Here is a 25,516-nt window from a genome sequence, read left to right as displayed (position 1 = left end):
AAGTGAATAAGCAGTCAGGCAGAATTGGCTTGTATCTTGTCCTGATCGTAGCTTTGATCGCAGGTTACCTGTATCTGAACAATCAGGTAGCTGTCCAGAGTGATTATACTTATGGACAGCTGGAGCAGGCAGTGACAGACGGAAAGGTGACCAGTGCCACGATCCATCAGAACAGTGAGGTTCCAACAGGTTCTGTGATCGTGAATATAAGCGGCGAGGGACAGAAGCGTATTTATGTGGCAGATGTAAATGAGGCAGAGCAGCTTCTTCGAGAGAGCGGGCTTGATCCTGCTGTTGAGGATGTGCCGAAGCAGAGTGTATTTATGAACTCTGTTTTCCCGGTACTTCTTACCTGTGGTCTTATCATCTTCCTCATGCTGATGATGAACCGTCAGATGTCAGGTGGGGGTGGTGGCACCAATGCCAAGATGATGAATTTCGGCAAAAGCAGGGCGAGAATGTCCATGCCGGATGATAAGAAAGTGACTTTCCAGAACGTAGCGGGCCTGGAGGAAGAGAAAGAAGAACTGAAGGAGGTTGTAGATTTCCTGAAGGATCCCCAGAAGTATACCAAGGTGGGGGCCAGAATCCCGAAAGGAGTTATCCTTGTAGGACCTCCAGGAACTGGTAAGACGCTTCTGGCCAAGGCTGTTGCCGGGGAAGCGGGCGTTCCGTTTTTCTCCATTTCCGGTTCTGATTTTGTGGAAATGTTTGTTGGTGTAGGTGCTTCCCGTGTAAGAGATCTTTTCGAAGAGGGCAAGCGTCACGCACCTTGTATCATCTTTATTGATGAGATCGATGCTGTTGCAAGACAGCGTGGAACCGGCATGGGAGGCGGTCATGATGAAAGGGAACAGACTCTGAACCAGCTTCTTGTAGAGATGGATGGATTCGGGGTAAATGAAGGCATTATCGTAATGGCCGCTACCAACCGTGTGGATATTCTGGATCCTGCAATTCTTCGTCCGGGACGTTTTGACCGCAAGGTTGGCGTAGGTCGTCCGGATATTAAAGGAAGGGAAGAAATCCTCCATGTTCATGCCAAGGATAAACCTCTTGGCGAGGATGTAGACCTGAAACAGATCGCTCAGACTACAGCTGGATTTACAGGTGCAGATCTTGAGAACCTGATGAATGAGGCGGCTATTGCTGCAGCCAGAAAAGGTCATGTATTTATTCGCCAGAAAGATATTAAGAATGCCTTTATCAAGGTTGGCATCGGTGCAGAGAAAAAGAGCAAGGTGATCTCCGAGAAGGAGAAAAGGATCACCGCTTATCATGAGGCAGGCCATGCAATCTTGTTCCATGTGCTGCCGGATATGGAGCCTGTTTACACCATTTCCATTATCCCTACCGGAATGGGAGCAGCCGGCTATACCATGCCTCTTCCAGAGAATGACGAAATATTTAATACTAAGGGTAAAATGCTCCAGGATATTACCACACTTCTTGGAGGACGTGTGGCAGAGGAGCTGATTTTCGGCGATATTACAACTGGTGCATCCAACGATATCAAGCGGGCTACCAGCGAAGCAAGAGCTATGGTGACCAAGTATGGTATGTCCGATAAGATTGGACTGATCTCCTATGGAGATGATGACGATGAGGTATTTATTGGACGGGATCTGGCGCACACCCGTGGTTACAGCGAGGATGTTGCCAAGGCAATTGACAGTGAGATTCACAGTATCATTGAGGAGTGTCATGACAATGCGAAGAAGATTATTTCTGAGCATATGGAGGTTCTTCATGGCTGTGCCAAGCTCCTTCTCGAGAAGGAAAAAGTTCATCGGGATGAATTTGAAGCACTTTTTACAATGGAAAAATCGGGTGAATCAAATGAAAGTATATAACATGCACAAAAAACAATAGTGATTTTTGTGAAGTTTGTGCACACTTTTTGGTGGACACATGGTACTATATACATCGTAAAAACCCCCCAATACATTATATAGTTTTTGCTACACCCCATAAGAAGAAATACCTTCTCCAAAAAAGACAGCTTTTACCGGCTGTCTTTTTTACGTTAAATGAATAAGGTATTTTAGATCGTGTTTGAAATGTGGTGGGAGTTCTTTGGTGAAAACGTCGGTAAGCTGGGCGGAAATTTGGAGAATAAGCCGAATTTTAACAGTTGTGGGAAGAAATGTTTTCAGTTAAAATATAGGATGTAATTTTTTTGAAAGAGGGATGTTATGGATCGTAATAATGCAGATGTAATGAAAAAAATGCAATATATATTGAATATGAGACCGGTTTTGAATACAGAGGCATTGTTCAGCGATGGTTCTGATTATTACCGTTGTCCGTCAAATCCCAAAGCAGGAGACAAGGTCCGTATCCGCTTCCGCACCAAGCGGAACAACGTAGATATGGTTTATTTAGTATACGATGGCAAGCGTCAACAGATGGAGCGTGTGGCCAAATCCAATGGATTTGATTATTATGAGACTTCTATTATTATGGGAGAGGAGATTGTCCGCTACCATTTTGAGATCACATACGGATGGGTGACCTGTTATTATAATTATCAGGGTGTTTCCATGAACCCGGAGGAGCGTCTGGAGTTTGAGATTTATCCGGATTATGATACACCCCAGTGGGCGAAGGGTGCTGTTATGTACCAGATTTTTGTGGATCGCTTCTGCAATGGGGATCCGACGAATGATGTGGAGGATCGTGAATATTTTTATATTGGCGATATGGCTTCCAGGGTAAGAGACTGGGGAAAAGTTCCGGCAGTAATGGGGGTGCGGGAGTTTTATGGCGGTGACCTGCAGGGAATTATGGATAAACTGGATTATCTGCAGGATCTGGGAGTGGATGTTATTTATCTGAACCCGATTTTTGTTTCTCCAAGTAATCACAAGTACGATATTCAGGATTATGAGTATGTGGATCCCCATTACGGCAAGATCGTGGAGGATATGGATGATGGCCTTCTGAATGAGGGGGACCGCGAGAATGCCCATGCCCGGAAATTTATTAAGCGTGTGACCGATAAGCGGAATCTGGAGGCAAGTAATGAACTGTTTGCAAAGCTTGTGGAGGAAATCCATAAGAGAGGCATGAAAGTAATCCTGGATGGTGTGTTTAACCATTGTGGATCTTTTAACAAATGGATGGACAGAGAGCGGATCTATGAGAACCAGGAGGGATATCCAAAGGGAGCGTATATTTCTGCAGACAGTCCATATAGGTATTACTTTAATTTCTATGACGAGAACCGCTGGCCGTACAATCCTACCTATGATGGATGGTGGACTCATGATACTTTGCCGAAGCTGAATTATGAAGCCTCCAGGGATCTGTATGATAAGATTCTGGAGATTGGTAAGAAGTGGGTTTCTGCGCCTTATAATGTAGATGGATGGAGATTGGATGTGGCGGCAGATCTTGGGCACAGCAACGAATTTAACCATCAGTTCTGGAAGGATTTCCGGAAAGCTGTAAAGGAGGCAAATCCCAATGCGATCATTCTGGCAGAGCATTACGGAAATCCGGAGAGCTGGCTGCAAGGGGATGAGTGGGATACGGTTATGAACTACGATGCCTTTATGGAACCTCTGACCTGGTTCCTGACGGGCATGGAGAAGCACAGTGATGAGTGCAGGGATGACCTTTATGGAAACAGTGATGCCTTTATTGGGGCTATGAAGACTCATATGAGGGCACTTCATATGTCTGCACTTTATACGTCCATGAATGAGCTGTCCAATCATGATCATTCCAGATTTCTCACCAGAACAAACCGCCGTGTGGGAAGGATTTCCTATGCCGGTGCGGAAGCTGCTTCCCAGAACATCAATCCTGCAGTGATGCGTGAAGGTGTTGTGGTGCAGATGACCTGGCCGGGAGCACCAACTGTTTATTATGGTGATGAGGCAGGTGTCTGTGGCTTTACAGATCCGGATAACAGAAGAACTTATCCATGGGGACATGAGGATCAGATGATGATTGCGTTCCACAGAGATATGATTAAGATCCATAAGGAATATGATTTCTTAAGTAATGGTTCCCTTGTGTTCCTATGGAATGATTATCAGGGACTTTGCTTCGGAAGATTTTCCCATGATGAAAGAATGATCGTGATTCTGAATAACCGGAATGAGGATCGGGAGGTTGAGATTGAGGTCTGGAAGACGGGAATCAGCAGACTGAAGGATTCTGTGTTGAAGCGGATCATGCTGTCTTACCGTGATGGATATACTACGGAGGAATATGAATATACAGCCAAGGCAGGTGTGATCAGGGTGCCGATGCCAGCGTTTGGGGCGATGGTGTTGTATCATAAGTGTGAGAATCCGACTATATTTGTGGAAGATTAAGGGACGCCGCGAGGAGGGACCTATGGGCTGACGGCCAGAGCTGCGGTTCCGGGATTTTCCATATACGCTTATTTGCAGGAGGTGGAGCAAACTCGGCCACATGGTGGCCTCAGACAGTGCTCCACCTCCTGCGCGTATATGGAAAATCCCTGGAATCCTCGCAATGGCCGCCAGTCCATAGGCCCCTCCTCGCGGCTGAGTATTCAAGGCGAAAAAAGAACGTTTGGTATCAGGGCGCTGCGCTGCTGATACAGAGAAGAGGGATAAAAAACTCCCAGGTAAAAATATCTGAGAGTTTAGAATATAGTGGATGGAGAAGGATTCGAACCGCTTTGGCATATGACAGAAAAACTCCAGAGCGAATATGCTCTGGAGTAGTAGTGGATGGAGAAGGATTCGAACCTTCGAAGGCATCGCCAGCAGATTTACAGTCTGTCCCCTTTGGCCACTCGGGAATCCATCCGTGAATGAATTTATTATATACAAAGAAGAAAGTTTTTGCAAGATATTTTTTCAGTTTTTTTGATGTTTTGCGCGCCAGAGCGTGTTTGAAAAATCATTCCCGCAATCTGCCCGCCCCACTTTGCAGTATATTTTGCCTGAATTCAGTTGCCGTAGCCCGCTACGGCGCCTTCATCCGGACAAAATCTTCCACAAATTGTGACGCACATCTTGCAGAAAGCTTTTTTCAAATACGCTCCAGGTGAATGAAAAAAGAATCAATAACTCATTTTTTTTGCAAAGAGGTAGACGAATGGGGAAAAATCTGCTAAACTACAGACAATGGAAATAGTTAAGGTGTTTCCAAAGATAGGAGGAATTTTATCATGTATGAGTTAGTTAATGCAACAGAAATGCTGAAAAAAGCAAAAGCTGGACATTATGCAGTAGGTCAGTTCAATATCAACAACCTTGAGTGGACAAAGGCTATCCTGCTTACAGCACAGGAACTGAACTCCCCGGTTATTCTGGGCGTTTCCGAAGGCGCTGGTAAGTACATGGCTGGTTATAAGACCGTTGTTGGAATGGTTAAAGGTATGATGGAAGAGCAGAAGATCACTGTTCCGGTTGCACTTCACCTGGATCACGGTTCATATGAAGGATGCCTGAAATGTGTTGAGGCTGGATTCTCATCCATCATGTTCGACGGTTCTCATTACCCGATCGAAGAGAACGTTGCTAAGACTAAAGAACTGGTTAAGATCACAAGAGAGCATGGAATGTCCTTAGAGGCAGAGGTTGGCTCCATCGGTGGTGAGGAAGATGGCGTTATCGGTATGGGCGAGTGCGCAGATCCTAAGGAATGCAAGATGATCGCTGATCTTGGTATCGATTTCCTGGCAGCTGGTATTGGTAACATTCATGGTAAATATCCAGCTAACTGGAAGGGCTTAAGCTTTGAGACTCTGGATGCAATCCAGCAGCTTACAGGTGATATGCCGTTAGTACTTCACGGTGGTACAGGTATTCCTACAGACATGATCAAGAAAGCTATCGACCTTGGAGTTTCCAAGATCAATGTTAACACAGAGTGCCAGCTTTCTTTTGCAGATGCTACACGTAAATACATCGAGGAAGGCAAAGATCAGCAGGGTAAAGGATATGACCCACGTAAGCTTCTTGCACCTGGCTTCGATGCAATCAAGGCTACTGTTAAAGAGAAAATGGAAATCTTCGGATCCGTTGGAAAAGCTTGAATATGATTTTTCTCCGCACATGCGGAAAGAGAAAGGGGACTGCGCAAGCAGTCCTCTTTTGCATATATGAGATGTTTCACAGACTGCTTTTTCCAATAGGTTCTGGCTTGTGACCCGAATTATTATTCAAAGTCTGGATCTGATAAAAATTGTAATGTTTTGTACAAGTTGCGACAAAATATCCATATTCAAATATCACTCTCTAAAAAAATGAACATGTTTCTTGATTTTTTATCATGGTTTTTTAACAGAAAAATCAGTATTATATAAACATCTTAAGAAACGGTTTTCAAAGAAAAGGAGAGTAAAATTATGAAGATGAGAAAAATCGCAGCAATGGGACTTAGCGCAGTTATGGCAGCTTCTATGGTACCGGCATTACCGGTTATGGCTGATGATGCAGCTGGAAAGGTTTACTACTTAAACTTCAAACCAGAGCAGGATGAAGCATGGCAGAACCTGGCAGCAAAATATACAGAAGAGACAGGCGTTCCGGTAACAGTTGTTACAGCAGCTTCCGGACAGTATGAGACCACACTTCAGTCTGAGATGGCTAAGAGCGATGCTCCTACACTTTTCCAGGTAAATGGACCAGTAGGACTTAAGAACTGGAAGGATTATTGCTATGATCTGTCCGGATCTGATATCTACTCACAGCTTACATCTGATGCTTACACTGTAAAAGACGGTGATGCAGTTGATGGTATTGCATACGTAATCGAGTCCTATGGACTGATCGTAAACAAAACCTTACTGGAAAAAGCAGGCTACACAGTAGATGACATCAAGAGTTTTGATGATCTGAAGAAGGTTGCTGATGACATCCAGGCAAGAAAAGATGAGCTTGGAGTGAAAGGTGCTTTCACAAGCGCTGGTATGGACGGATCCTCTGACTGGAGATTCAAAACACACCTTGCAAACCTTCCAATCTACTATGAGTATCAGGCAGATGGCATCGATGATACAGATGCAATCAAGGGAACATACCTTGATAACTATAAGAACGTATTTGATCTTTATATTACAGATTCTACTTGCGATGGAGCAGAGCTTTCTGCTAAGACAGCAGATGACTCTCGTAACGAGTTCATCAACGGAGATGCAGTATTCTATCAGAATGGTTCCTGGGAATATGGCGAACTGTCCAAGACATACAGTGATGACGAGTTGGCTATGATCCCGATTTACTTCGGTGTTGATGATGAGAATGAAGGCCTTGCAACCGGTACAGAGAACTTCTGGTGTGTAAACAAAGAAGCTTCCGAGGAAGATATCCAGGCAACACTTGATTTCATGAACTGGTGTGTAACTTCTGAGGATGGAACAAAGGCTATGTCAGAAGATATGGGCTTCACAATTCCTTTCAAAACAGCACAGGAATCCACAAACGTATTTGTAAAACAGGATGCAGAGTATACAGCAGCTGGTCTTACACCTGTATCATGGAACTTCACAACAATGCCATCTGAAGAGTGGAAGAACGGTCTTGGTACAGCACTTACATTATATGCAGCAGGAAGCGGTTCCTGGGATGATGTAGTTTCCGCATTCGTTGACAATTGGGCAACTGAGAAAGCTCTTTCCGAATAATCGTAACAGGTAATAAATTTCTTTCCAACAGCATATAATATGTCCGGAAGAAATTCAGGACATAATATAGAATGGTGAACAGGGTGGGGAGGCGAAATACAGCCTCCCCATTTTAATGGGAAAATGATGTAATGTTTTGGGGTGGCGGATAACCTTCCGCAAAGGTGTCATAACAGGAAAAGGAGGAGTGAAAAATGGTAGGAAAATCTCTGAAAAAATGGTGGCCGGTATTTGTTCTGCCAACATTGGCTGCATTTATTATCGGTTTCTTATGGCCGTTTATCTGGGGTATTTATCTTTCATTTTGTAAATTTTCAACTGTAAAAGATGTAGTCTGGGTTGGACTTTCCAACTACCAGAAAATTTTTATCGGCGGTGACTTCAGTCATGCATTCTGGCTGACCGTTGTATTCGCATTTGTTTCCAGTATTCTGATCAATGTGCTGGCATTTTCCATTGCACTGGCTTTGACAAAAGGATTCAAAGGAACAAACGTGTTCCGTACTGTATTCTTCATGCCGAACCTGATCGGTGGTATTGTACTTGGTTATATCTGGCAGACACTGTTAAACGGTCTGCTTTCCATGTGGGGACAGCCTCTTCTGAAGTTGTCTGCAACAAATGGTTTTATTGGAATGATCATTCTGTTGTTATGGCAGCAGATTGGATATATGATGATCATTTATGTGGCTGGTCTTAATAACGTATCTCCGGATCTGATTGAGGCCGCACAGATTGATGGCGCAACCGCAACACAGATCCTGTTTAAAATCAAGATTCCGATGATCATGCCATCTGTTACAATTTGTACATTCCTTACTCTTACAAACGGATTCAAGATGTTCGACCAGAACCTTTCCCTTACAGGCGGAGATCCTGGAAAACAGTCACAGTTACTGGCACTGAACATTTACGATACATTCTACGGACGAAGTGGTCCTGCATGGAAGGGGATCGGTCAGGCAAAAGCAGTTGTATTCTTTGTACTGGTTGTTGCGATCGCATTGATCCAGCTTCGTGCAACATCATCTAAGGAGGTGCAGGCATAATGGCAGATAAGAAAAAAAGTATTATCCCAACTATAATTCTTTCTATAATTTCAATTATCTGGATCTACCCGATTGTTATGATCCTGTTTAACTCCTTAAAAGTGGAGTCCGCAATTACTACATCTGGTGTTTTCCAGTTTCCTACATCTGAGACCTGGAACGGAATCCAGAACTTTATAGCCAGCGTCACACAGATGGATTTCCTGAAATCCTTCTGGTACAGCCTTGTGATCTCAGTTATGTCTGTTGTTTTGATTCTGCTTTGTTGCTCTATGTGCGCATGGTACATTGTACGTGTAAACGGCTTGCTTTCCAAGGTTCTGTATTACCTTTGCGTATTCAGTATGGTTGTTCCTTTCCAGATGGTTATGTTTACCCTGGCAAAAACAGCAGATACTTTGAAACTGAATAATCCATACACCATTTGCATTGTTTACCTTGGATTTGGTGCCGGACTTGCAGTATTTATGTTTACCGGTTTTGTAAAAGGAAGCCCGCTGGAAATTGAGGAAGCTGCCATGATTGATGGATGCAGTCCTCTGCAGGTTTTCTTTAAGATCTTGATTCCGATTTTGAAACCAACCATTATCTCTACTGCAATTCTGGAGCTGATGTGGGTATGGAACGATTACCTTCTTCCAACACTGGTTCTGGATATTAAGAAGTATAAAACAATTCCAATGGCAATCCAGTATTTCCGTGGAAGCTATGGTCATGTGCAGATGGGACCGATGATGGCAAGTATTATGATCGACATTATCCCGATTATTGTTGTATATCTGGTTTGCCAGAAATATATTATCGAGGGAGTTGTTGCAGGTGCAGTTAAGGGTTGATTTCTTTGGGTAAAAGAACGGTTTTTACCTGAGAAATTTGGAGATTATTCCCTTTTCAATATGATACCAGAATGTTAAAATAAAGATAGTTCTTTGCAGAGATGCGAGGGGCTATCTTTATCTTTATATAAGATTTCATGTGCGCCAGACAGAAAAAAAGAGGCAGAAGCAACAGGCGATATGAAATTTCTGGCTTTTCTGACAGGCGGACATAAATGACAGTTGGAAGAGTTGTCCCGGTGTTAAATATAATAAAAGATCGGAGTACCAATATGTACAGAGTTTTGATAACAGACGATGAGAAAATTGAGCGGGAGGGAATTAAATTCCTTCTGGCACAGGAAGAGGGAGAATACGAGATCCATGAGGCTGCCAATGGCAGGCAGGCACTGAATGTATTGCGAAGTGAAGAGATTGATTTTCTTTTAACAGACATAAAAATGCCTCATATGGACGGTCTGGAGCTGGCTAGCAAGGTCAGAGAAGAGTATCCCAATCTTCCAATTGTAATTTTTAGTGGATACAGTGATTTCGCTTTTGCCCAGGAAGCTATGCGTTACGGAGTGAAGGATTACGTGCTGAAGCCGGTTGATCCGGATACCTTTCATACAACTATCGGGAAAGTAAAAGCAGAGCTTCAAAGTATCCGGTCCAAGAAGCAGAAGGAAGAGAAAGGGAAGAATTTTCTTCTTCAGTATTTTCTTCAGACTTACCTGTATTCCGGAAATGAAGAAGTGTTGAAAAAAGCTGGGGAGATTTTAGATGAATCTAACTGGGAGCAGTGGCACTGTGCGATTCTTATCGAATCAGATAAGGCATTTTTTGATAATGTTCCAGATAATATTGATGAGGAACTGATGCAGGGATTGCACCGGAATTTCTTTTACCTGAATCTGAATACCAGACAGTCTGTGCTGTTTTTTTCTGATGTGTACTGCGATTATCAGCTGGTTGCCAAGCATTTATATGACATTTTGAAGCAGAATTACTCTGCAAGTTTTCACCTTGCAGTGAGCAGCCGGTTTGAAGGGCATGAGGCGCTGCCTGAAATTATGTCCCAGCTGGAGCAGACCATGGAGGAGAAATTTTATCATCCAGATGTGCATGTGTTTAATAATGAGGCCTCTGACAGCCAGCCGGTGAATGCGGAGACACAGGATTCCCGTCTGATGGAGAAGATTTCCGAAGACATTTCCCGCAAAGATGTGGAACAGCTGAAGAAGCATTTTGAGTGTCTGGTGAAGAAATATGAGAATGATACCCGTTTCTCTGCCATGTATGTGAAATTTGTTTTTTCCAATGTGATCCAGGAGCTTTTTCAGGAAAATCAATTCTCTGAGGAGCGGAAGCTGGATCATGAGGTAGAGCGGCTGTACAGTTGTACCAATCTGAAGCAGATCCTTGCAATCACCCAGGAGAATATTAAGGAGTACGAGGAGTTTCTGGAGCGTTCCATGAGTGATTCCAGAGATGAAGTTGCTTCTGTGAAGAATTATATTTACCAGCACTATGCGGAGGATTTAAGTCTTGAGACATTGGCGGAGAAGGTGTATTTGTCTTCTGGCTATCTCAGCTTTATTTTTAAAAAAGAGACTGGTATGAACCTGAACCGCTTTATACGTGTGGTTCGGATGGAAAAGGCGAAGGAGCTTTTGTGTAATTCTAATATGAAGGTGGCACAGGTCAGTGAACAGGTAGGAATCCCCAATGTTTCTTATTTCTGCAGAAGTTTCAGGGAATATTATGGAAGCAGCCCGGAGTCCTATCGGAAAGGAACCGGTGAAGAGGATGAAAATACCGGCAGTCATAAAGAATAAATTTGAGAATATGAAATATCGTCATAAGCTGACTATTCTTCTTGTGACAGCCAGCCTGGTTCCCATGATCCTGCTTGTATTGTATAGTCATGACCGCATGAGCAGTCTGCTCCGGGAAAAAGAAATGGAGGATATGTCTTCCATTCTGGAACAGACCGGAGAGGGAATCGACAGCCAGATAGAAGTTTTTTCCAGTCTTCTGAATTATCTCACTTATTCCCCGGATATTGAGGATCTGATCACTGAGAAAAATATGGATAATTATCAAGCGTATATAAAATATACAGAAGTAGCAGATCCTCTTTTGTCTGTACCAAAGTCTTATCATGATGCCATTATACAGATCCAGTTGTTTGCAGAAAGCATTAAAGTGCGCCATGAGTATACACTTGTGCCTTTGTCAGAGGTGGATAAGGAGTGGTGGTATGACAAACTGGAAGAGGATGTGTCTGTGCAGTGGGTGGTGGACAGCCAGATACCGGAGATTGCAGCTGTAAGGCGGATTTATACTGGCAGAGAGCAGACAGCAGTTCTTTGCGTTACACTGGATTATAATAAGATTTTTCAGCCCTTTGAAAAGATTATTTCTGCAGAATCCGGGGGCATGATCCTGGATAAAGGGGGAAATGTTCTGTTTCAGAAGGAAATGCTGGGTGAAAAGGAAGAAAAGGATTCGGGAGAGGCTGTCTCCAGGGAGTTTCTGGAGTCCGGGCAGGGAGATTATGCTTTTGTAAACCGGAAGAACGCGGCTTGCGGATGGATTTTTTATCTGTATAAGCTGCAATCAGCAGTGGACAGCTCTGTGTCAGGAATCTTGGTCAGCGAGATTCCCCTGATTGCGGCCTGTGTAGCCATAATTCTGGTGTTGGGACTTTCTTTTTCCAGACTTTTTACCAGAAAGATCGAGGAGCTTACCGATAACATGAACCGGGTAAACCAGGGGAGCCGTGAGGTTACGGTGGACAGCAATGCTGGAGATGAAATTGGCCTTTTGGTGCGCAGCTTCCGAAGCATGATGGACGAGATCAATCGTCTGATCCATGAGGTTTATGAGAATAAGATTGCGTTGAAAGAGTTTGAACTGAAGGCACTGACTGCCCAGATCAACCCTCATTTTTTGTATAACTCCCTGTCTGTTATCAACTGGATGGCTATTCGAAGCAATCAGAGGGAAATCAGTAAGGTTACTTTGTCCTTATCTATGTTCTACCGGACTGCTTTGAGTAAGGGGCAGGATATGGTAACTGTGGATAACTGTATTCAGAATATTAAGGCGTATCTGGATATCCAGCTGGTGATGCATGACAATGATTTTCAGGTGATCTGGGACATTGACCCGGAGGTGAAAGGAGATATTGTGCCTAAATTGCTGCTGCAGCCTGTTGTGGAGAATGCATTGGAGCATGGGCTGGACATGAAAGAAGAAGGAGAGAAGATTCTGAAACTGTTTTTTGTAAAGGACGGTGAGGATGTGCTTCTTGCTGTGGAGGATAATGGACCAGGAATGGAACAGGAAGAGGCAGATAAGCTGGTAACTTACAAGGCTTCCGGATATGGTCTTAAAAATGTCAATGACAGAATGCAGCTTCTTTATGGGATGGAGTACGGAATCAAGGTGTTTAGCAAGATTGATCAAGGCACCAGGGTAGAAATGAGAATTCCAAGAGAAAAAGCGGATGAGGAGGCTGTGGCAGCCGGAGAGTTTTCTACGAAAAAGTTTTTGCAGGAACCGGAAGAAGACACAGAGGACACAACAGGAAAGAAAGGTGGAAAAAGTGAAGAAAAAAAATAGAATTCTGGTATTGGGACTGACTTTTTCCATGTTGATTTCGTCTGGTTCATTGACAGGCTGTGATAGCGCAGCTGGAAATATGGGAAAAGAGACAACGGGTGTGGAATACGAAGAAGCAGATTATGAGCTTTCTGAGGAATCATGCAGTGATTCCGGAATTGATGCAGCTGACCCAGGCACTGTAGACAACGAGACGGAAAAGACAGCAGAAAACAGAACGGATGCAGAGAAAAGTACAGAAACAGAAGAATCCCAGACAGATAATTTTACAGATAGCGGATTGTGGAAAAAAGCTTCCACAACTCCGTATGGAAAGTACCCGGAGCTTGTGACTTATACTTTAGGACAGATGAGCGGTGCCAATAATTCCAATCTTCCAGCAGGAAATACCTACGAAGACAGCGCTTATACCAGATATCTGAAAGAGATTCTGAACGTGCAGAATGAAAATGCCTATATGGAGCGGGAGGATCGCTACGACGAGTATGTGAATGTGCTGGTAAATGATCACACTTTGCCGGATGTACTGGTGGTTTCAGACAGGGAGACTTTAAATGTTCTTGTGGAAAATGACATGGTGGAGGATCTGACTGAGGTTTATGCAAACTGTACCTCCCCGAGAATCAAGGCCATGTATAACAGCTATGGTCCCCAGCTTCTCGGTGCAGGAACCTTTGATGGCAGGCTGATGGCGCTGCCGGAAGCGGTGATCGACCACGGTCCCTGTCTTTTGTGGATGAGAAAGGACTGGATGGACCAGCTAGGCCTTGCAGAGCCAAAGACTCTGGAAGAGGCTATGGATATTATCCAGGTTTTTCAGGAAAACAGGATGGGAGCAGAGGAAGGGGAAGATCCTGTGGGACTTGTGTGTGATACCAATTTTGTGTCTACTACCAGTCAGAATTATTCGGTGGAACCTGTTTTTGAGAAATTTTATTCTTATCCAAGAAGATGGATCAAGGACAAAGACGGGGAAATTGTCTATGGTTCTTTGACAGAGGAGACCAGATCTGCCGTTGCTTATTTGCACGAGCTATATGAGAGAGGAATACTGGATCAGAACTTTGCCCTGCGTGCTCAGAATAATCTCCGTGATCTGGTAGTGGAAGGTAAATGCGGTGCGTTTTTTGGACTTTGGTGGGCACCGAATAATCCGCTTATGGATGTGGCTGAGAATGATCCGGAAGCAGACTGGGAGCCTTATTACCTTACTGCTGAATATCAGGAAAAAGACAACGTTTATGCTTCTTTTCGGGACAACAAATATGTGGTTGTGAGAAAGGGCTACGAACATCCGGAAATTGTAATGAAAATTATCAGTGTTCTGTTTGATTACAGCCGGTTCGAAGATGAGGAAAATGCGGATGAGATCAACAGCTATTTTGCTTTGAATGTGGACCCTACAGCCAGACCGCTGGTTATTAATGTGGATTATAATGAGGCAATTTATAATGTTACGAAGGATATCAGGAGAGTAATGTCCGGCAAGCAGAAGGCAAGTAATTTAAGCGCACTGGAGAAGTCTTACTATGATGCCTGTATGAAGTATTTGAGCGGGAAAAATGTAACTGTAGAGGACTGGGCTGCGTACAAGTCCAGAATTTCAGCAGTGGGCGTGCTGGTTGACGGCCATTATAGTTCGGTGCGCAGAACATATCTGGTTGATTCGGATGGAGAGATTCCCAACATGCTTGCTTCCCTGGAGAAAAATGCCTTTATTCAGATGATCATGGGAGAGCAGCCCATGGATTACTTTGATACCTTTGTGGAAGAGTGGTATGACCAGGGGGGAAGGGAACTGACCGAGAAGATCAGAGAGGAGAATTCGTAATTTATGCGAGAAGAATTATTTAAGAATTGTACCTTATGCCCCCGGAAGTGTAATGTGAATCGTCTGGAGGGCAAAAGAGGATATTGTGGCATGGACAGTACTATAAGGGCTGCCCGTGCCGCTCTTCATATGTGGGAGGAACCTTGTATTTCAGGAAAAAAAGGATCAGGGGCTGTTTTTTTCTCTGGCTGCGGCTTGCGGTGCTGTTTCTGCCAGAACCGGGATATTGCCATTGGGGATTCTGGAAAAGAAATTTCAGTGGAGCGGCTTGCTGAAATTTTTCTGGAATTGCAGGAAAAAGGGGCGGCAAATCTGAATCTGGTCACTGGGGCGCATTATGTGCCGCATATTATTTCGGCGTTGGAGCTGGCCAGAGGAAAGGGAATGAATCTTCCAGTCGTGTACAATTCCAGTGGGTATGAGAGCGTGGAAACTATCCGGAGACTGGATGGTTATGTGGATGTATATCTGCCAGATATGAAATATATGGAGCCTGAATTGGCTGCTGCTTTTTCCAACGCAAGGGATTATCCGCAGGCGGCGCAGAGTGCAATTGCCGAAATGATGCGTCAGACCGGTCCCTGTCAGTTTGTGGAGGATGGATATATAAAACGCGGGACAATTGTTCGTCATCTGATTTTGCCAGGGCATACCAAAAATTCTATTGCAGTATTGAAATATCTGTACCGGACTTATGGGGAGGATATTTTTATCAGCGTAATGAACCAATATACGCCTGTCTGGAAGAATGAGAAATTTCCGGAACTGAATCGGAAAGTGACCAGACGAGAGTATGAAAAGGTGTTGGACGCTGCCATTGAGCTTGGAATCGAAAATGGCTATTTTCAGGAAGGGGAGACCGCGGAGGAAAGTTTTATACCGGCGTTTGATTATGAAGGGGTATGAAAGAAAAAGTATTATGCACGAATCCGATGATATAGTTCCAGAGGATATTTGTGGTGACTTTGAAGTTGAGTAAACGAACAATTGGTATGGGGAGAAAAAGCCTGCTGACTACTGTTTTGAAGCTGCCCAGCAATTGCCGGGCAGTATTAGAGCGTGTTTAAAAAAGGTTTTCTGTGAGATGTGTATTGCTGTTACGGTTATCTTTATGACCAGCAGCATATGCTATTTTGCTTCAGGTGCACAGCTTGCAGAGCAGGGATTGTCAAAGCCTGGATTGAAAGCGTAGAAGTTTTTAGCATCCAACTGTTCCTGGATGGAGCGAAGTGCTTCACCAAATCGCTGGAAATGTACCACTTCCCTTGCACGCAGGAAACGGATAGGATCAGCAACTTCCGGGATATTTCGTACTACACGGAGAATATTGTCATAAGTGGAGCGTGCTTTCTGTTCTGCTGCAATCATATAAGAACAACATTTTAAGTTGATTGGTTCGTTTTAGTCCCATTTTTAGGACAGATATCAGAAATTCCAGTGAATTTCGATGGGAACATCCTTTGCTCCGGGAATCCGCTTGCCTATCACGATATAGTCAACCAGAATTTCAACGATCTCCCGTGTCAGGTGTTCCAGATTGGTGTACTGTTCGATCAGTTCACGACGATTATCACCAACAGCAATCCGTTCTTCGATTTCTGCAAGCTGCTTCTGGTCGTCGATCATCACACGCTCTAAGCGTTCTTTTTCCGTGGTAAAGTCCTTTGACAATTCCACAAAATCGCTCTCGGATATGAGGCCCTTGACTTTATCCATATACAGCTCCCGGATGCCTTTACTGTACTCGGCAATCTTCTTTTCATAGGCCGACATATCGGCAAGCAGCCGCTTTTTTTGTCCCTGTAAGTTGTCGCAAAACTCAATGTTCTGTTCCAGCTCGTCTTTGTCCAGATACTCCGCAGCCAGCCGGTTCAGTTCGGCAATCACCATCTGTTCCAGCTTATCCACGGAGATAAAGGAGCCAATACAGGCTTCCTTGGCAACATGGCGGTTGGAGCATTGAAGATAATGTTTGCCTCGGTTTTTGGAAGAACGCATTGTATAGCCGCAGTTGGCGCAATGGGCTTTTCTGGCAAATAGGCCGATGGTGCCGGTATCAAAGGGTTTCGCACGTTCTGCAATCATGGCCTGCACCTTATCCCAAAGTTCCCGATCAATAATCGGCTCATGGGTTCCCTCGACGACATACCATTCGCTTTTCGGGCGCGGTTTGTTCTGTTTTGTCTTATAGGAAACACTGCCGTATTTGCCTTGCACCATGTTTCCGATATAGATTTCATTTATCAGCATATCGGAGATAGCAAAGTATTTCCAGAGCGTGCTGTTCTTCCTCTTTGGCTGCTGGTAACGCAGGCCGTGAAGCCTTTTGTACTCCGTGGGATTTGGGATGCCTCTGTCGTTCAGCATCCGCGCAATGGCGGTTTTGCCATTGCCCTGTGAAAAGAGGATGAACACTTCCCGGACGATTGCGGCGGCTTCTTCATCAATGATAAGATGCCCTTTTTGTTCCGGGTCTTTCTTGTACCCATAAAGAGCAAAAGCACCGATGTGAAAACCGTTTTGTCGGCGGTTGGTGAGAACGCTTCGGATATTATCAGACATATCCTCCAAGTACCACTCGTTCACAAGGCCGTTGATCTGGCGGGACTTTTTGTTTCCCTTATTGGCAGTATCGGCATTGTCTACGATGCTGACAAATCGGATGCCCCAAATCGGAAAAAGGCCGTGTATGTATTTTTCAACCAATTCCAATTCACGGGTAAAACGGGATTGCGTTTTGCAGAGGACAATGTTAAATCGGCGGGCCTCCGCATCTGCTAACAGACGGTTAAATTCCGGGCGTCTGCGGTCGGAACCTGTGTAATCATCGTCACTGTAAATGTTATATACTTCCCATCCCTGTTCCATAGCATATTGCAGCAGCATGGCTTTCTGGTTCTGGATGCTGTTGCTGTCGTCGGTTTCAAATTGCTTGTTCCGATCTTCTTCGGATAAGCGGCAATAAATAGCTACTTTCATATTCACATCTCCGTAGAGATAGAAACAAGCTATTCACATACATGAATTATACCATGCAAGTCAATAGCTTGTCATTACCGATTTTCGGCGGCTATCCTTTTATTTTTTTCAAGCTGGTTAATCAGTTCAATCCACTTGCGCGTGAATTGATTTTTGGTCGTTGTGCTTTCGCCGCTTTTGAAAACACTTTGACACGTCTGCTGAACCGGCTGTGTAGAATTTTGTTCTTGCATCGACATCGCCCCTTTCAAAACAGCGTATGCGATACTGCTTGTTCAATATTATTACAGAATAAGGGAGATGGGCATAAAACGGACGGCTGATGGCATCAGCTCCACAGGAATTTCACCTCGGCCCATGCTTGTGGGTGCGCCGCGCAATGCTGTGTGGGCGTTCAACGCGGGAGTATCGTTAGCGTATGTGCCGCTGCTTACGAGCTGCCAACTCTCGGTGTAGATGGTTCTCGCTCACTCAAAGGATATGAGATCATGGCGCATCCACCGACGCGGTACATACAGAATGTGTCCGTTGCCCTATACTGCACCGGTGGCCTCCCATCGGGCTTTCTTTTTCAAGGTGCTGCCAGCGGCCCGTGGCAGAGGGAAGAAACAGGGAAAGGGTTAAGCTGTTTCAGCCTCCGGGGGCCGGTTCGTCACGGTATTGTGACGATGGAAGAAATGAGCTTGATTTCCAGACGGCGCTTCATGTACTCGTCTACGCACACATGAGGCTGGCCGTATTCGTCGTAAAGCGTCCGGGTACATAACTTGTTGATGTAACCCTCGTAGTACCGCAATACTCGTTCCACGGCCTCGGCATCACCGGCGCGGGCGGCCTCGATCACCGAAAGGGGCAAAAGCTCAATGCCTTTGTAGTTGGGATTTTTCATCCGCGTCTAACCTCCCTCCGGCATCAACGCCATCAATTTTGTTCGCAGCTCTTTCAGCGTTTTAGTCCTGTGCCGCTGGACGGCACTTCTGGACATTCCCATGAGTGCGCCGATCTCGCCGTCTGCCAGTTCCAAAACACAGTGCAAAATCAAAATGCTCTGCGCCTGCTGGGGCAGTTCGGCAAATGCAACGGCCACAAGCTCATTGTCGATATGTAAATCATAGCCATGTGACGAAAACACAAAGTCATCGCTGGGGTAATGATCTACGGTGCAGAGCTTGTCCAATTCTGCCTGCGGGAGAACGCTGAACGACATTTCACGGTCGCGCTGGCGTTTCATATCCCGGTGGTAGTTTCGGGCCTCATTTCGCAGTACGGTTTTGCAAAAAGCATCAAACCGGCACTGTTCGCCATAATCGCGGGGGATAGCTTCCATCTTCTCACCCCCTTTCCTTGGGGGATGTGGTGGTTCTGTCCCTTTCCGCCAACATGACACCGGCAACGCCGTGCGCTGCCCGCTAAACGCCTCTTTTTTGAAAAAATCTCAAAATATTTTTTCGAGGCGGGTTTGTCCTCAGAAAACAGCAAAAAGCGCCCAGCAAGTCGCAACGGACCTGCTGGGCGCAGAAATGTTTTATAAAGATGATTGCTTACACTGTATAGTTCATATCCAAAGCCGGATGACTCCGACGGAGGGGCTACGCTTTTTTTAGCTGGTGCAGATCATGGATACTGCGAAATAAAAAGAAGGACACGGCAAAATAACCTCCAATCGGCTACCGCGTCCCTGCAAGTCGTCATTGGTTTGTGCAAACGCAAAGAAACGGCGGCTCTGAAAATCAAAGCCGCCGTTTCAAATGGGCGTGTCAAATTGTCTGCTCTACGACGGCTTTTTTTCTTTTGCCGTCGTCCGGTAGTTGTTCTTATCTGTACTTGTCTAGTATCGAATTTGCCTCTACTTCTGTCATATTTCCAGATTTAGTCTGATCGTTTGTGTATTGCTCCAAGGCCGCATACAGTTCAGCTTTTGTATTATACGGGCCAAAGTTCCGATAACTGTTACCGTCATACAAGACTGTCTGAAAAACCTCGGACTGCGGATTATTAGGCATACTAAAGAAAACTTGATCCTCTTCGTAAGAACTTCGCTTGCCAACCTGTACTCCGTCCTCGATCCCAGACAATGCGGATTGATACTGTGCAATAGCAGCGGCAGCTTCCTCCTGAGTAAGTTCCCCTGCGGCTACAAGCGCCTGTAGGTTGTCGCTTTCAGTTTCAATCCATCCAGCAAATTCTTCATAGCTGTAGAAATCCGGAAGTTCTACGGTGGGAGATGCATCCCATGTACTTCCGCCATCATAGCTCACCTGAGCGGCAGCACCATCCATTCGGAATACAGCTTCGGAAATTTCCTGTGCTTGATGGTCATCGGATTCTGTTTTTGATGGTGCTGCTTGTGTAGAAAAGCCCGTCAGGACACTTCCTGTAAGCAGGAGCGCAAGCGCGTCAGTCAAGATTTTCAGTTTCATCGTATTACCTCCTTGAACTTTATGCTTCTAAAAATCAATCACTTTTCCTCCTTTCGTACAGTAGAATACCTTATTGATGTTGAAAGGATATAAAGGCAATGTTGTACCAGTGTTGAACGCAAAAAACTCTGCCCTTCGATGAAAGGGCAGAGCCTTGTTTAGAAATAGATTACAAATTCCATGCCGGTTTTTGATTTCATAGAAGTGAAACAGTATTGAAGCCCCTGCTTATCTAAAATGGTTTTTACGATATACAGCCCCAAGCCGTTGCCGCTGTTTGCCGGATCGCGTGCTCTATTCGGCCTGTAGAACGGTTCAAATATGTGTTGCAGTTCATCCGGTGACAGCGGAACGCACTCGTTTTGAATTGATAAAACTGATTTTTCCAACTTAACTTTTATGTGCCTTTCAGTTTCTGTATAATTCACGGCGTTTGACAGGATATTCGACAGTGCCTTTTTTAGTTGAATTTCTGGCAAACGCACTGATATATCTTCAATAATCTCTATCTGAAACCGCAGCCCGTTCGTTTCAGCAATCAGGCGGTATGGCTCACACAATTCGCTGACACATTCTGCCAATGAAAAAGTTGTAACAGGAACATCCTCCATCTGCATTTGTAGCCGTGACGCATTGAGAATATCTTTTATCATTTCTGCAAGCTGCTCAGTAATTTCTTTGCATCTCGGCAAATATGATTCATAATCGCTGTACTCTCCAATTTTAAGAATCATGTTTTCCAATGTCGCATTTAACTCTGTAACAGGTGTTTTTAATTCATGGGACGCAGTACGCAGAAAATCAATCTTTTCTTTTTCAACAAGTTGGACTTTATCTTTTTCTTCCTCCAAATTCCGGATTGTCACAAGCAACGATTGATACAAGCTGTTGATGTCATTAGCTAATCCACCGATTTCGTCTGTGGAGATCACGGTGATCTCGGCGGTACGATCCAACTTTGACATTTGATGGACAGACGTTGAGATAGACAATATCGGGCCCGTTATTCCTTTGGAGAACAAAAACGAAAAAACCAGCAAAATTGCCATGCAACAGGCAAATGACAGCGGAAATGACTTTAGGATTGTCTGCGTTATGAGCTGCGGCATATCCACTTCGGAAAACGCAAGCACATCTTCGTTTGTGACCGTTGTGCTTGTGATAAGGACATTTTCTGATGGAGCAATCATAAAAATCAGTAGATGAGCCAAAACGGTGATTAGAAGCATCATTCCGAATGTAAATGCAAATATTTTATAAAATAGCTTTGTTTTCATAGTGATTCTCCATCTCGAATTTGTAGCCAATGCCCTTGACCGTAGTAATGCAATCAAGGCGGAGTTTTTTCCGAATGTTGCGTATGTAGGCGTCTATTGTCCTATCGATTACATCACAGTCATAGCCCCAAACATCGTCCAGTATTTGATTGCGGGACAACACCAAGCCTTTGTTTTCAATCAAGACTTTCAGGATTTCGAGTTCTTTCGGGGTAATGTCAATTTTCCCATTTTCATCATGTGCGGTATATCCCGCAAAGTCTACGGTAACATTCCCAAGCCGAATTGTGCTTACAGTAGATTTATTCTCGCTCCTGCGGAGCAAGGCCGTAATTCGTTTTCCTAAAATCAGCATAGAAAACGGTTTAGTTATGTAGTCATCTGCTAGTTCATCAAAACTGTTGGATTGTGTATATTCATCGTCAACGGCCGTAAGCATAACAACAGGGATGTTGCTAATCTTTCTGATCTCATGTAAAATCGTTACACCGGACATTTTGGGTAGCATAATATCTAACACTGCTAAATCAATGCTGTTATCACGAAAAATATTCAGAGCCTCTTCGCCATCAAGAGCAGGAAAAAGAGTATGTCCCGCTGTTTTCAAGTATTCGCAAATAGCTTTGTTTGTTCCTTGGTTATCTTCAACGATCATTATCCGAGCCATAGAAAGCACCTCCTTAAAAAAGTATAAAGCACTCATGTTGTACCAGTATGGAGTTATCTGTTTTTTATCCTCATATCTTTTGGTTTTTCAGCGTCCGTTGGTATCAGCCACATACGGCTGAACTTGAAAGCGCCAGGTATGCGATTTTCTTCACACAGCTTTTGTACCCGCCGTTCGGAAACACCCCACTTTTTCGCAGCTTCCGGCGCAGAAATGTATTCAAGCATCGTTTTTCCCTCCTGAAAAGGCTTTACCAGATATTATATTCGGTCAGCCGTATGAAAGCAAGAAAGAAAATATGAATTATAAAGTTTAATCTATCTGCATATAGCAACATTCCATGAGCAGACTATGAAATATAGAATGTAAATGGGTGATGCAATATGGTAAAAATCGAAGATTGCCCCGGTTTTGAAACTTTCGGTGCGGACGTAAAGGTCGCGCGGAAAGCAAAGCATCTCACACGAAAAGACTTGGCGGAAAAGGTAAATATCGAATCCCGGTATCTTGCTAATATCGAGAACGAAGGGACGATCCCCAGCCTGCCCGTCGTGATACAGTTTATCAAGATTTGCGGTCTGCCCGTGGAACACTACTTTAATCCAGAAGTCATGCGGGAGGAAAGTGAAGATCGGAAACGTGTCAGCCACAAGCTGAGACTTTGCCCGGAGCAGTATCTACCAATCGTGGAGGGTGCCATTGACGGGGCCTTGAAAATCAAACAGCCAAACGAAGAAACGGAGGGTGAGTAAAAACATCCTCTGTTTTCTCTTTTATGGAGGGACGCGCAAGCGCCCTCTTTTTTTGTGCTTTTTCTGTCCAGAGGTCTATTTTGCGGGTAGTTTTAGCGTTTGGTAACGTCTTGTTAGCGGAGAAACAGTAACGTAGCAAGCATAGGGAGTGTAGCCACACTCCTGAAAAAACGGCTCGTCCCGCCCCTGCCGGGCCTCGTCCGTTTTGCTTGTTGGGGAAGTCCCCAAACCCCTTGAATGGAAAGGACGGTGAAGCATGGTAAACAGAACCAGAAAGATTGTGCTGCGCGTTCCCGTGACGCCGGAGGAACGAAAACCGATTGAACAGAAAATGGCGCTGCTGCATACGAAAAACTTTTCAGCCTACGCCCGGAAGATGCTCATTGACGGCTATATCGTCAATATGGACACTACCGACGTCCGGGCGCAGACCGCCGAGATACAGAAGATTGGCGTCAATGTAAATCAGATTGCAAAGCGGCTGAACAGCATGGGGCCGGTGTACGCACAGGACATCGAGGACATAAAGGGGGCGCTGGCGCAGATATGGCAGTTACAAAGATACATCCTATCAAGTCAACGCTAAAAAAAGCCCTGGACTACATCGAGAACCCGGACAAGACCGACGACAAACTGCTGGTGTCCTCCTTTGCCTGCTCCTATGAAACAGCAGACATAGAATTTGAAATGCTGCTGGCACAGGCATACCAAAAGGGCAACAATCTGGCCCACCACCTGATACAGTCCTTTGCTCCCGGCGAGGCCACGGCGAAACAGGCACACAAGATCGTGAAGCAGCTTGCCGACGAAGTGCTGCAAGGGAAATATCCCTATGTGCTGACTACCCATATTGACAAGGGTCACGTCCACAATCATCTGATTTTTTGTGCCGTGGATATGGTCAATCAGCGCAAGTACATTTCCAACAAACAGAGCTATGCCTACATCCGGCGCACCAGTGATCGGCTGTGCAAGGAAAACGGATTGTCCGTTGTAAAGCCCGGCCAGAGTAAGGGCAAAAGCTACGCCGAGTGGGACGCCCAGCGGAAAGGGACAAGCTGGAAAGCAAAGCTCAAAGTTGCTATTGATGCTGCCATCCCGCAGGCCAAAGACTTTGACGATTTTCTGCGGTTCATGCAGGCGCAGGGCTATGAGATCAAACCGGGCAAATTTATTTCGTTCCGCGCCTCCGGACAGGAACGCTTCACCCGCTGCAAGACGCTGGGCGAAGCCTACACCGAGGAAGCAATCAAAGAGCGTATCAAGGGCCGCACCACCACAAGGAGACCGAAAGAACACAAGGGAATTTCCCTGCGGATTGATCTGGAAAATAGCATCAAGGCCCAACAGTCGGCGGGTTATGAGAAGTGGGCGAAGCTCCACAACTTAAAGCAGGCCGCAATGACACTGAACTTCCTGACAGAACATGGGATAGACACTTACCCGGATTTGGAACGCAAGGTGGCCGAGATCACCGCCGCCAGCGACGAGGCCGCCGCTGTCCTGAAAGCTGCGGAACATCGGCTTGCGGATATGGCGGTATTGATAAAGAACATCACCACTTACAAGCAGCTCCGGCCCGTGGCGCTGGAATATCGCAAGGCAGCGGACAAGGCTAAATTTCGACATGAGCATGAAAGCACCTTGATTTTGTATGTAGCTGCGGCAAAGGCCCTAAAGGAACAGGGCATGAAAAAGCTCCCTGATCTGTACGCCCTGAAAGCCGAGTACAAGCGACTGGCCGAGGAAAAAGAACGGCTGTATGAACAGTACGGCGAAGCAAAAAAGCAGATGCAGGAATACGGTATCATCAAGCAGAATGTGGACGGCATTTTGCGGATGACACCGGGAAAGGAATGGTCGCAAGAGCTATGAGCTTACCGAGAATGAATTACCCGCAATATCGCAAGGCCCGGAAGCTGGTGCGGGAGTGCTGCAATTACTGTGACGGGAACTGTCTGCTGCTGGACGATGGTGAAGAATGTGTTTGTGTTCAAAGCATTTCCTATTCGCTACTGTGCCGGTGGTTCCGGGCTGCTGTCCTCCCGCTGGATGCGGCCCTGTGTGTCGAGATCACCAAAGACCGGGAAGAGGTGAAACGCTGCTCCGAGTGTGGAGCTGCATTTATGCCGAAGTCCAACCGGGCCAAATACTGTCCATCCTGTGCCAAACGGATTCGCCGCCGCAAAGAGGCAGAACGACAGCGGAAAAGGTACTGGCAATCTACGCATTTAGGGCCTTAAAACGCCCGGTATTCCGGGGCTTTTCCGGCATGGTTACAGGTGTGGTGGAATGATTTATCCTATCCCCGCCGAAACGCTATTCTAAATGCGTAGAAATGGGTAAAAAAGAAAGCCACCAGGCACAACAAACGTTTTGGTATTTGTGTCTGGTGGCTTCATAATGTCAAGCGTTTTTGAAAATGTCCTAAAATAATTGAAGTATTAGCCCCGGCTTTTTGCTGGGGCTTGTTATATTGAT

General features: G+C 45.2%; 22 protein-coding genes, 1 tRNA gene and 3 pseudogenes. 16 read left to right on the top strand and 10 right to left on the bottom strand.

What is annotated here, in order from left to right; all coding sequences use genetic code 11:
- Positions 1-2: 2 nt before the first annotated feature.
- Positions 3-1,853 (top strand): ATP-dependent zinc metalloprotease FtsH, encoded by a 1,851-nt coding sequence (gene ftsH / locus I4V84_RS13405; RefSeq protein WP_118581573.1) that lies wholly within the window; start codon positions 3-5, stop codon positions 1,851-1,853.
- A gap of 342 nt (positions 1,854-2,195) precedes the next feature.
- Positions 2,196-4,328 carry a glycoside hydrolase family 13 protein gene (locus tag I4V84_RS13400; RefSeq protein WP_173770837.1) on the top strand — a complete coding sequence of 711 codons (2,133 nt, stop codon included), beginning with the start codon at positions 2,196-2,198 and terminating at the stop codon, positions 4,326-4,328.
- Positions 4,329-4,709: 381 nt separating this feature from the next.
- Here the strand turns inward: I4V84_RS13400 and I4V84_RS13395 are convergent.
- Positions 4,710-4,791: transfer RNA gene (locus I4V84_RS13395), tRNA-Tyr, on the bottom strand.
- Positions 4,792-4,804: 13 nt separating this feature from the next.
- Positions 4,805-4,960, bottom strand: a pseudogene (locus tag I4V84_RS20710) (DUF6783 domain-containing protein); the annotation flags it as partial.
- On the opposite strand from I4V84_RS20710, the pseudogene I4V84_RS20705 reads away from it, so the two are divergent.
- From I4V84_RS20705 to I4V84_RS13355, 9 genes and pseudogenes are all read left to right on the top strand, one after another.
- Positions 4,937-5,035: pseudogene (locus I4V84_RS20705) on the top strand (DUF6783 domain-containing protein); the annotation flags it as partial. The pseudogenes I4V84_RS20710 and I4V84_RS20705 sit on opposite strands and share 24 nt — an antisense overlap.
- A gap of 120 nt (positions 5,036-5,155) precedes the next feature.
- Positions 5,156-6,025, top strand: a complete 870-nt coding sequence (gene fba / locus I4V84_RS13390) for a class II fructose-1,6-bisphosphate aldolase (protein ID WP_148463679.1) — start codon at positions 5,156-5,158, stop codon at positions 6,023-6,025.
- 312 nt (positions 6,026-6,337) lie between these two features.
- On the top strand, positions 6,338-7,615 hold the full coding sequence (locus I4V84_RS13385) for an ABC transporter substrate-binding protein (protein ID WP_118581585.1): 1,278 nt from the start codon (positions 6,338-6,340) through the stop codon (positions 7,613-7,615).
- Between the two features lie 194 nt (positions 7,616-7,809).
- Entirely contained in the window at positions 7,810-8,664 is an 855-nt protein-coding gene (locus I4V84_RS13380) for a sugar ABC transporter permease (RefSeq protein ID WP_118581588.1), read from the top strand.
- The gene (locus I4V84_RS13375; RefSeq protein WP_118581591.1) at positions 8,664-9,500 is read left to right on the top strand and encodes a carbohydrate ABC transporter permease; all 837 of its coding nucleotides are present in this window, start codon (positions 8,664-8,666) and stop codon (positions 9,498-9,500) included. Before I4V84_RS13380 ends, I4V84_RS13375 begins: the two co-directional genes overlap by 1 nt.
- A gap of 215 nt (positions 9,501-9,715) precedes the next feature.
- Positions 9,716-11,317 carry a response regulator gene (locus I4V84_RS13370; RefSeq protein WP_226855044.1) on the top strand — a complete coding sequence of 534 codons (1,602 nt, stop codon included), beginning with the start codon at positions 9,716-9,718 and terminating at the stop codon, positions 11,315-11,317.
- A complete protein-coding gene (locus tag I4V84_RS13365) occupies positions 11,244-13,109 on the top strand; it encodes a sensor histidine kinase (protein ID WP_243284103.1) in 1,866 nt (621 codons plus the stop codon). Before I4V84_RS13370 ends, I4V84_RS13365 begins: the two co-directional genes overlap by 74 nt.
- On the top strand, positions 13,093-14,940 hold the full coding sequence (locus I4V84_RS13360) for a sugar ABC transporter substrate-binding protein (protein WP_195992502.1): 1,848 nt from the start codon (positions 13,093-13,095) through the stop codon (positions 14,938-14,940). Before I4V84_RS13365 ends, I4V84_RS13360 begins: the two co-directional genes overlap by 17 nt.
- A 3-nt stretch (positions 14,941-14,943) precedes the next feature.
- Positions 14,944-15,846: a radical SAM protein gene (locus I4V84_RS13355; protein WP_195992500.1), complete on the top strand. Its 903-nt coding sequence runs from the start codon at positions 14,944-14,946 to the stop codon at positions 15,844-15,846.
- A 222-nt stretch (positions 15,847-16,068) separates the two neighbouring features.
- Here the strand turns inward: I4V84_RS13355 and I4V84_RS13350 are convergent.
- Positions 16,069-16,305: pseudogene (locus tag I4V84_RS13350) on the bottom strand (manganese catalase family protein); the annotation flags it as partial.
- A gap of 60 nt (positions 16,306-16,365) precedes the next feature.
- Entirely contained in the window at positions 16,366-17,919 is a 1,554-nt protein-coding gene (locus tag I4V84_RS13345; protein ID WP_195992498.1) for a recombinase family protein, read from the bottom strand.
- A gap of 41 nt (positions 17,920-17,960) precedes the next feature.
- Between I4V84_RS13345 and I4V84_RS19690 the strand changes: the two genes are divergently transcribed.
- Positions 17,961-18,242, top strand: a complete 282-nt coding sequence (locus I4V84_RS19690; RefSeq protein ID WP_207748676.1) for a hypothetical protein — start codon at positions 17,961-17,963, stop codon at positions 18,240-18,242.
- A gap of 329 nt (positions 18,243-18,571) precedes the next feature.
- Here I4V84_RS19690 and I4V84_RS13340 read toward each other — a convergent pair whose 3' ends face one another.
- The 6 genes from I4V84_RS13340 to I4V84_RS13315 form a co-directional block, all read right to left on the bottom strand.
- Complete coding sequence (locus tag I4V84_RS13340; protein ID WP_116443990.1) at positions 18,572-18,808, bottom strand: helix-turn-helix domain-containing protein; 237 nt, start codon at positions 18,806-18,808, stop codon at positions 18,572-18,574.
- Between the two features lie 6 nt (positions 18,809-18,814).
- Positions 18,815-19,246, bottom strand: coding sequence for a sigma-70 family RNA polymerase sigma factor (locus tag I4V84_RS13335; protein ID WP_195992496.1), 432 nt, complete (start codon positions 19,244-19,246; stop codon positions 18,815-18,817).
- A 487-nt stretch (positions 19,247-19,733) separates the two neighbouring features.
- Positions 19,734-20,339, bottom strand: coding sequence for a hypothetical protein (locus tag I4V84_RS13330; RefSeq protein ID WP_195992494.1), 606 nt, complete (start codon positions 20,337-20,339; stop codon positions 19,734-19,736).
- A gap of 158 nt (positions 20,340-20,497) precedes the next feature.
- Positions 20,498-21,616: a HAMP domain-containing sensor histidine kinase gene (locus I4V84_RS13325; RefSeq protein WP_195992492.1), complete on the bottom strand. Its 1,119-nt coding sequence runs from the start codon at positions 21,614-21,616 to the stop codon at positions 20,498-20,500.
- Positions 21,594-22,283: a response regulator transcription factor gene (locus I4V84_RS13320; RefSeq protein WP_195992490.1), complete on the bottom strand. Its 690-nt coding sequence runs from the start codon at positions 22,281-22,283 to the stop codon at positions 21,594-21,596. Before I4V84_RS13320 ends, I4V84_RS13325 begins: the two co-directional genes overlap by 23 nt.
- Positions 22,284-22,336: 53 nt before the next feature.
- Positions 22,337-22,510, bottom strand: coding sequence for a helix-turn-helix domain-containing protein (locus tag I4V84_RS13315; RefSeq protein ID WP_195992488.1), 174 nt, complete (start codon positions 22,508-22,510; stop codon positions 22,337-22,339).
- 156 nt (positions 22,511-22,666) lie between these two features.
- On the opposite strand from I4V84_RS13315, the gene I4V84_RS13310 reads away from it, so the two are divergent.
- The 4 genes from I4V84_RS13310 to I4V84_RS13295 all read left to right on the top strand — a co-directional run bounded on the left by I4V84_RS13310 (position 22,667) and on the right by I4V84_RS13295 (position 25,278).
- Positions 22,667-23,035: a helix-turn-helix transcriptional regulator gene (locus tag I4V84_RS13310; RefSeq protein ID WP_195992486.1), complete on the top strand. Its 369-nt coding sequence runs from the start codon at positions 22,667-22,669 to the stop codon at positions 23,033-23,035.
- A 256-nt stretch (positions 23,036-23,291) separates the two neighbouring features.
- On the top strand, positions 23,292-23,621 hold the full coding sequence (mobC, locus tag I4V84_RS13305; protein WP_195992484.1) for a plasmid mobilization relaxosome protein MobC: 330 nt from the start codon (positions 23,292-23,294) through the stop codon (positions 23,619-23,621).
- Positions 23,582-24,910 carry a relaxase/mobilization nuclease domain-containing protein gene (locus I4V84_RS13300; protein ID WP_195992482.1) on the top strand — a complete coding sequence of 443 codons (1,329 nt, stop codon included), beginning with the start codon at positions 23,582-23,584 and terminating at the stop codon, positions 24,908-24,910. The genes mobC and I4V84_RS13300 overlap by 40 nt, the downstream gene beginning before the upstream one ends.
- On the top strand, positions 24,907-25,278 hold the full coding sequence (locus I4V84_RS13295) for a cysteine-rich VLP domain-containing protein (RefSeq protein WP_195992480.1): 372 nt from the start codon (positions 24,907-24,909) through the stop codon (positions 25,276-25,278). Before I4V84_RS13300 ends, I4V84_RS13295 begins: the two co-directional genes overlap by 4 nt.
- The last annotated feature ends 238 nt before the right edge of the window (positions 25,279-25,516 follow it).

This window comes from Ruminococcus sp. 1001713B170207_170306_F1 (assembly GCF_015668065.1).
In the GTDB taxonomy this organism is placed as follows: domain Bacteria; phylum Bacillota; class Clostridia; order Lachnospirales; family Lachnospiraceae; genus Blautia_A; species Blautia_A faecis.
Note: the sequence above shows the minus strand (reverse complement) of the source record. Positions and strands in the feature narration are given on the sequence as shown.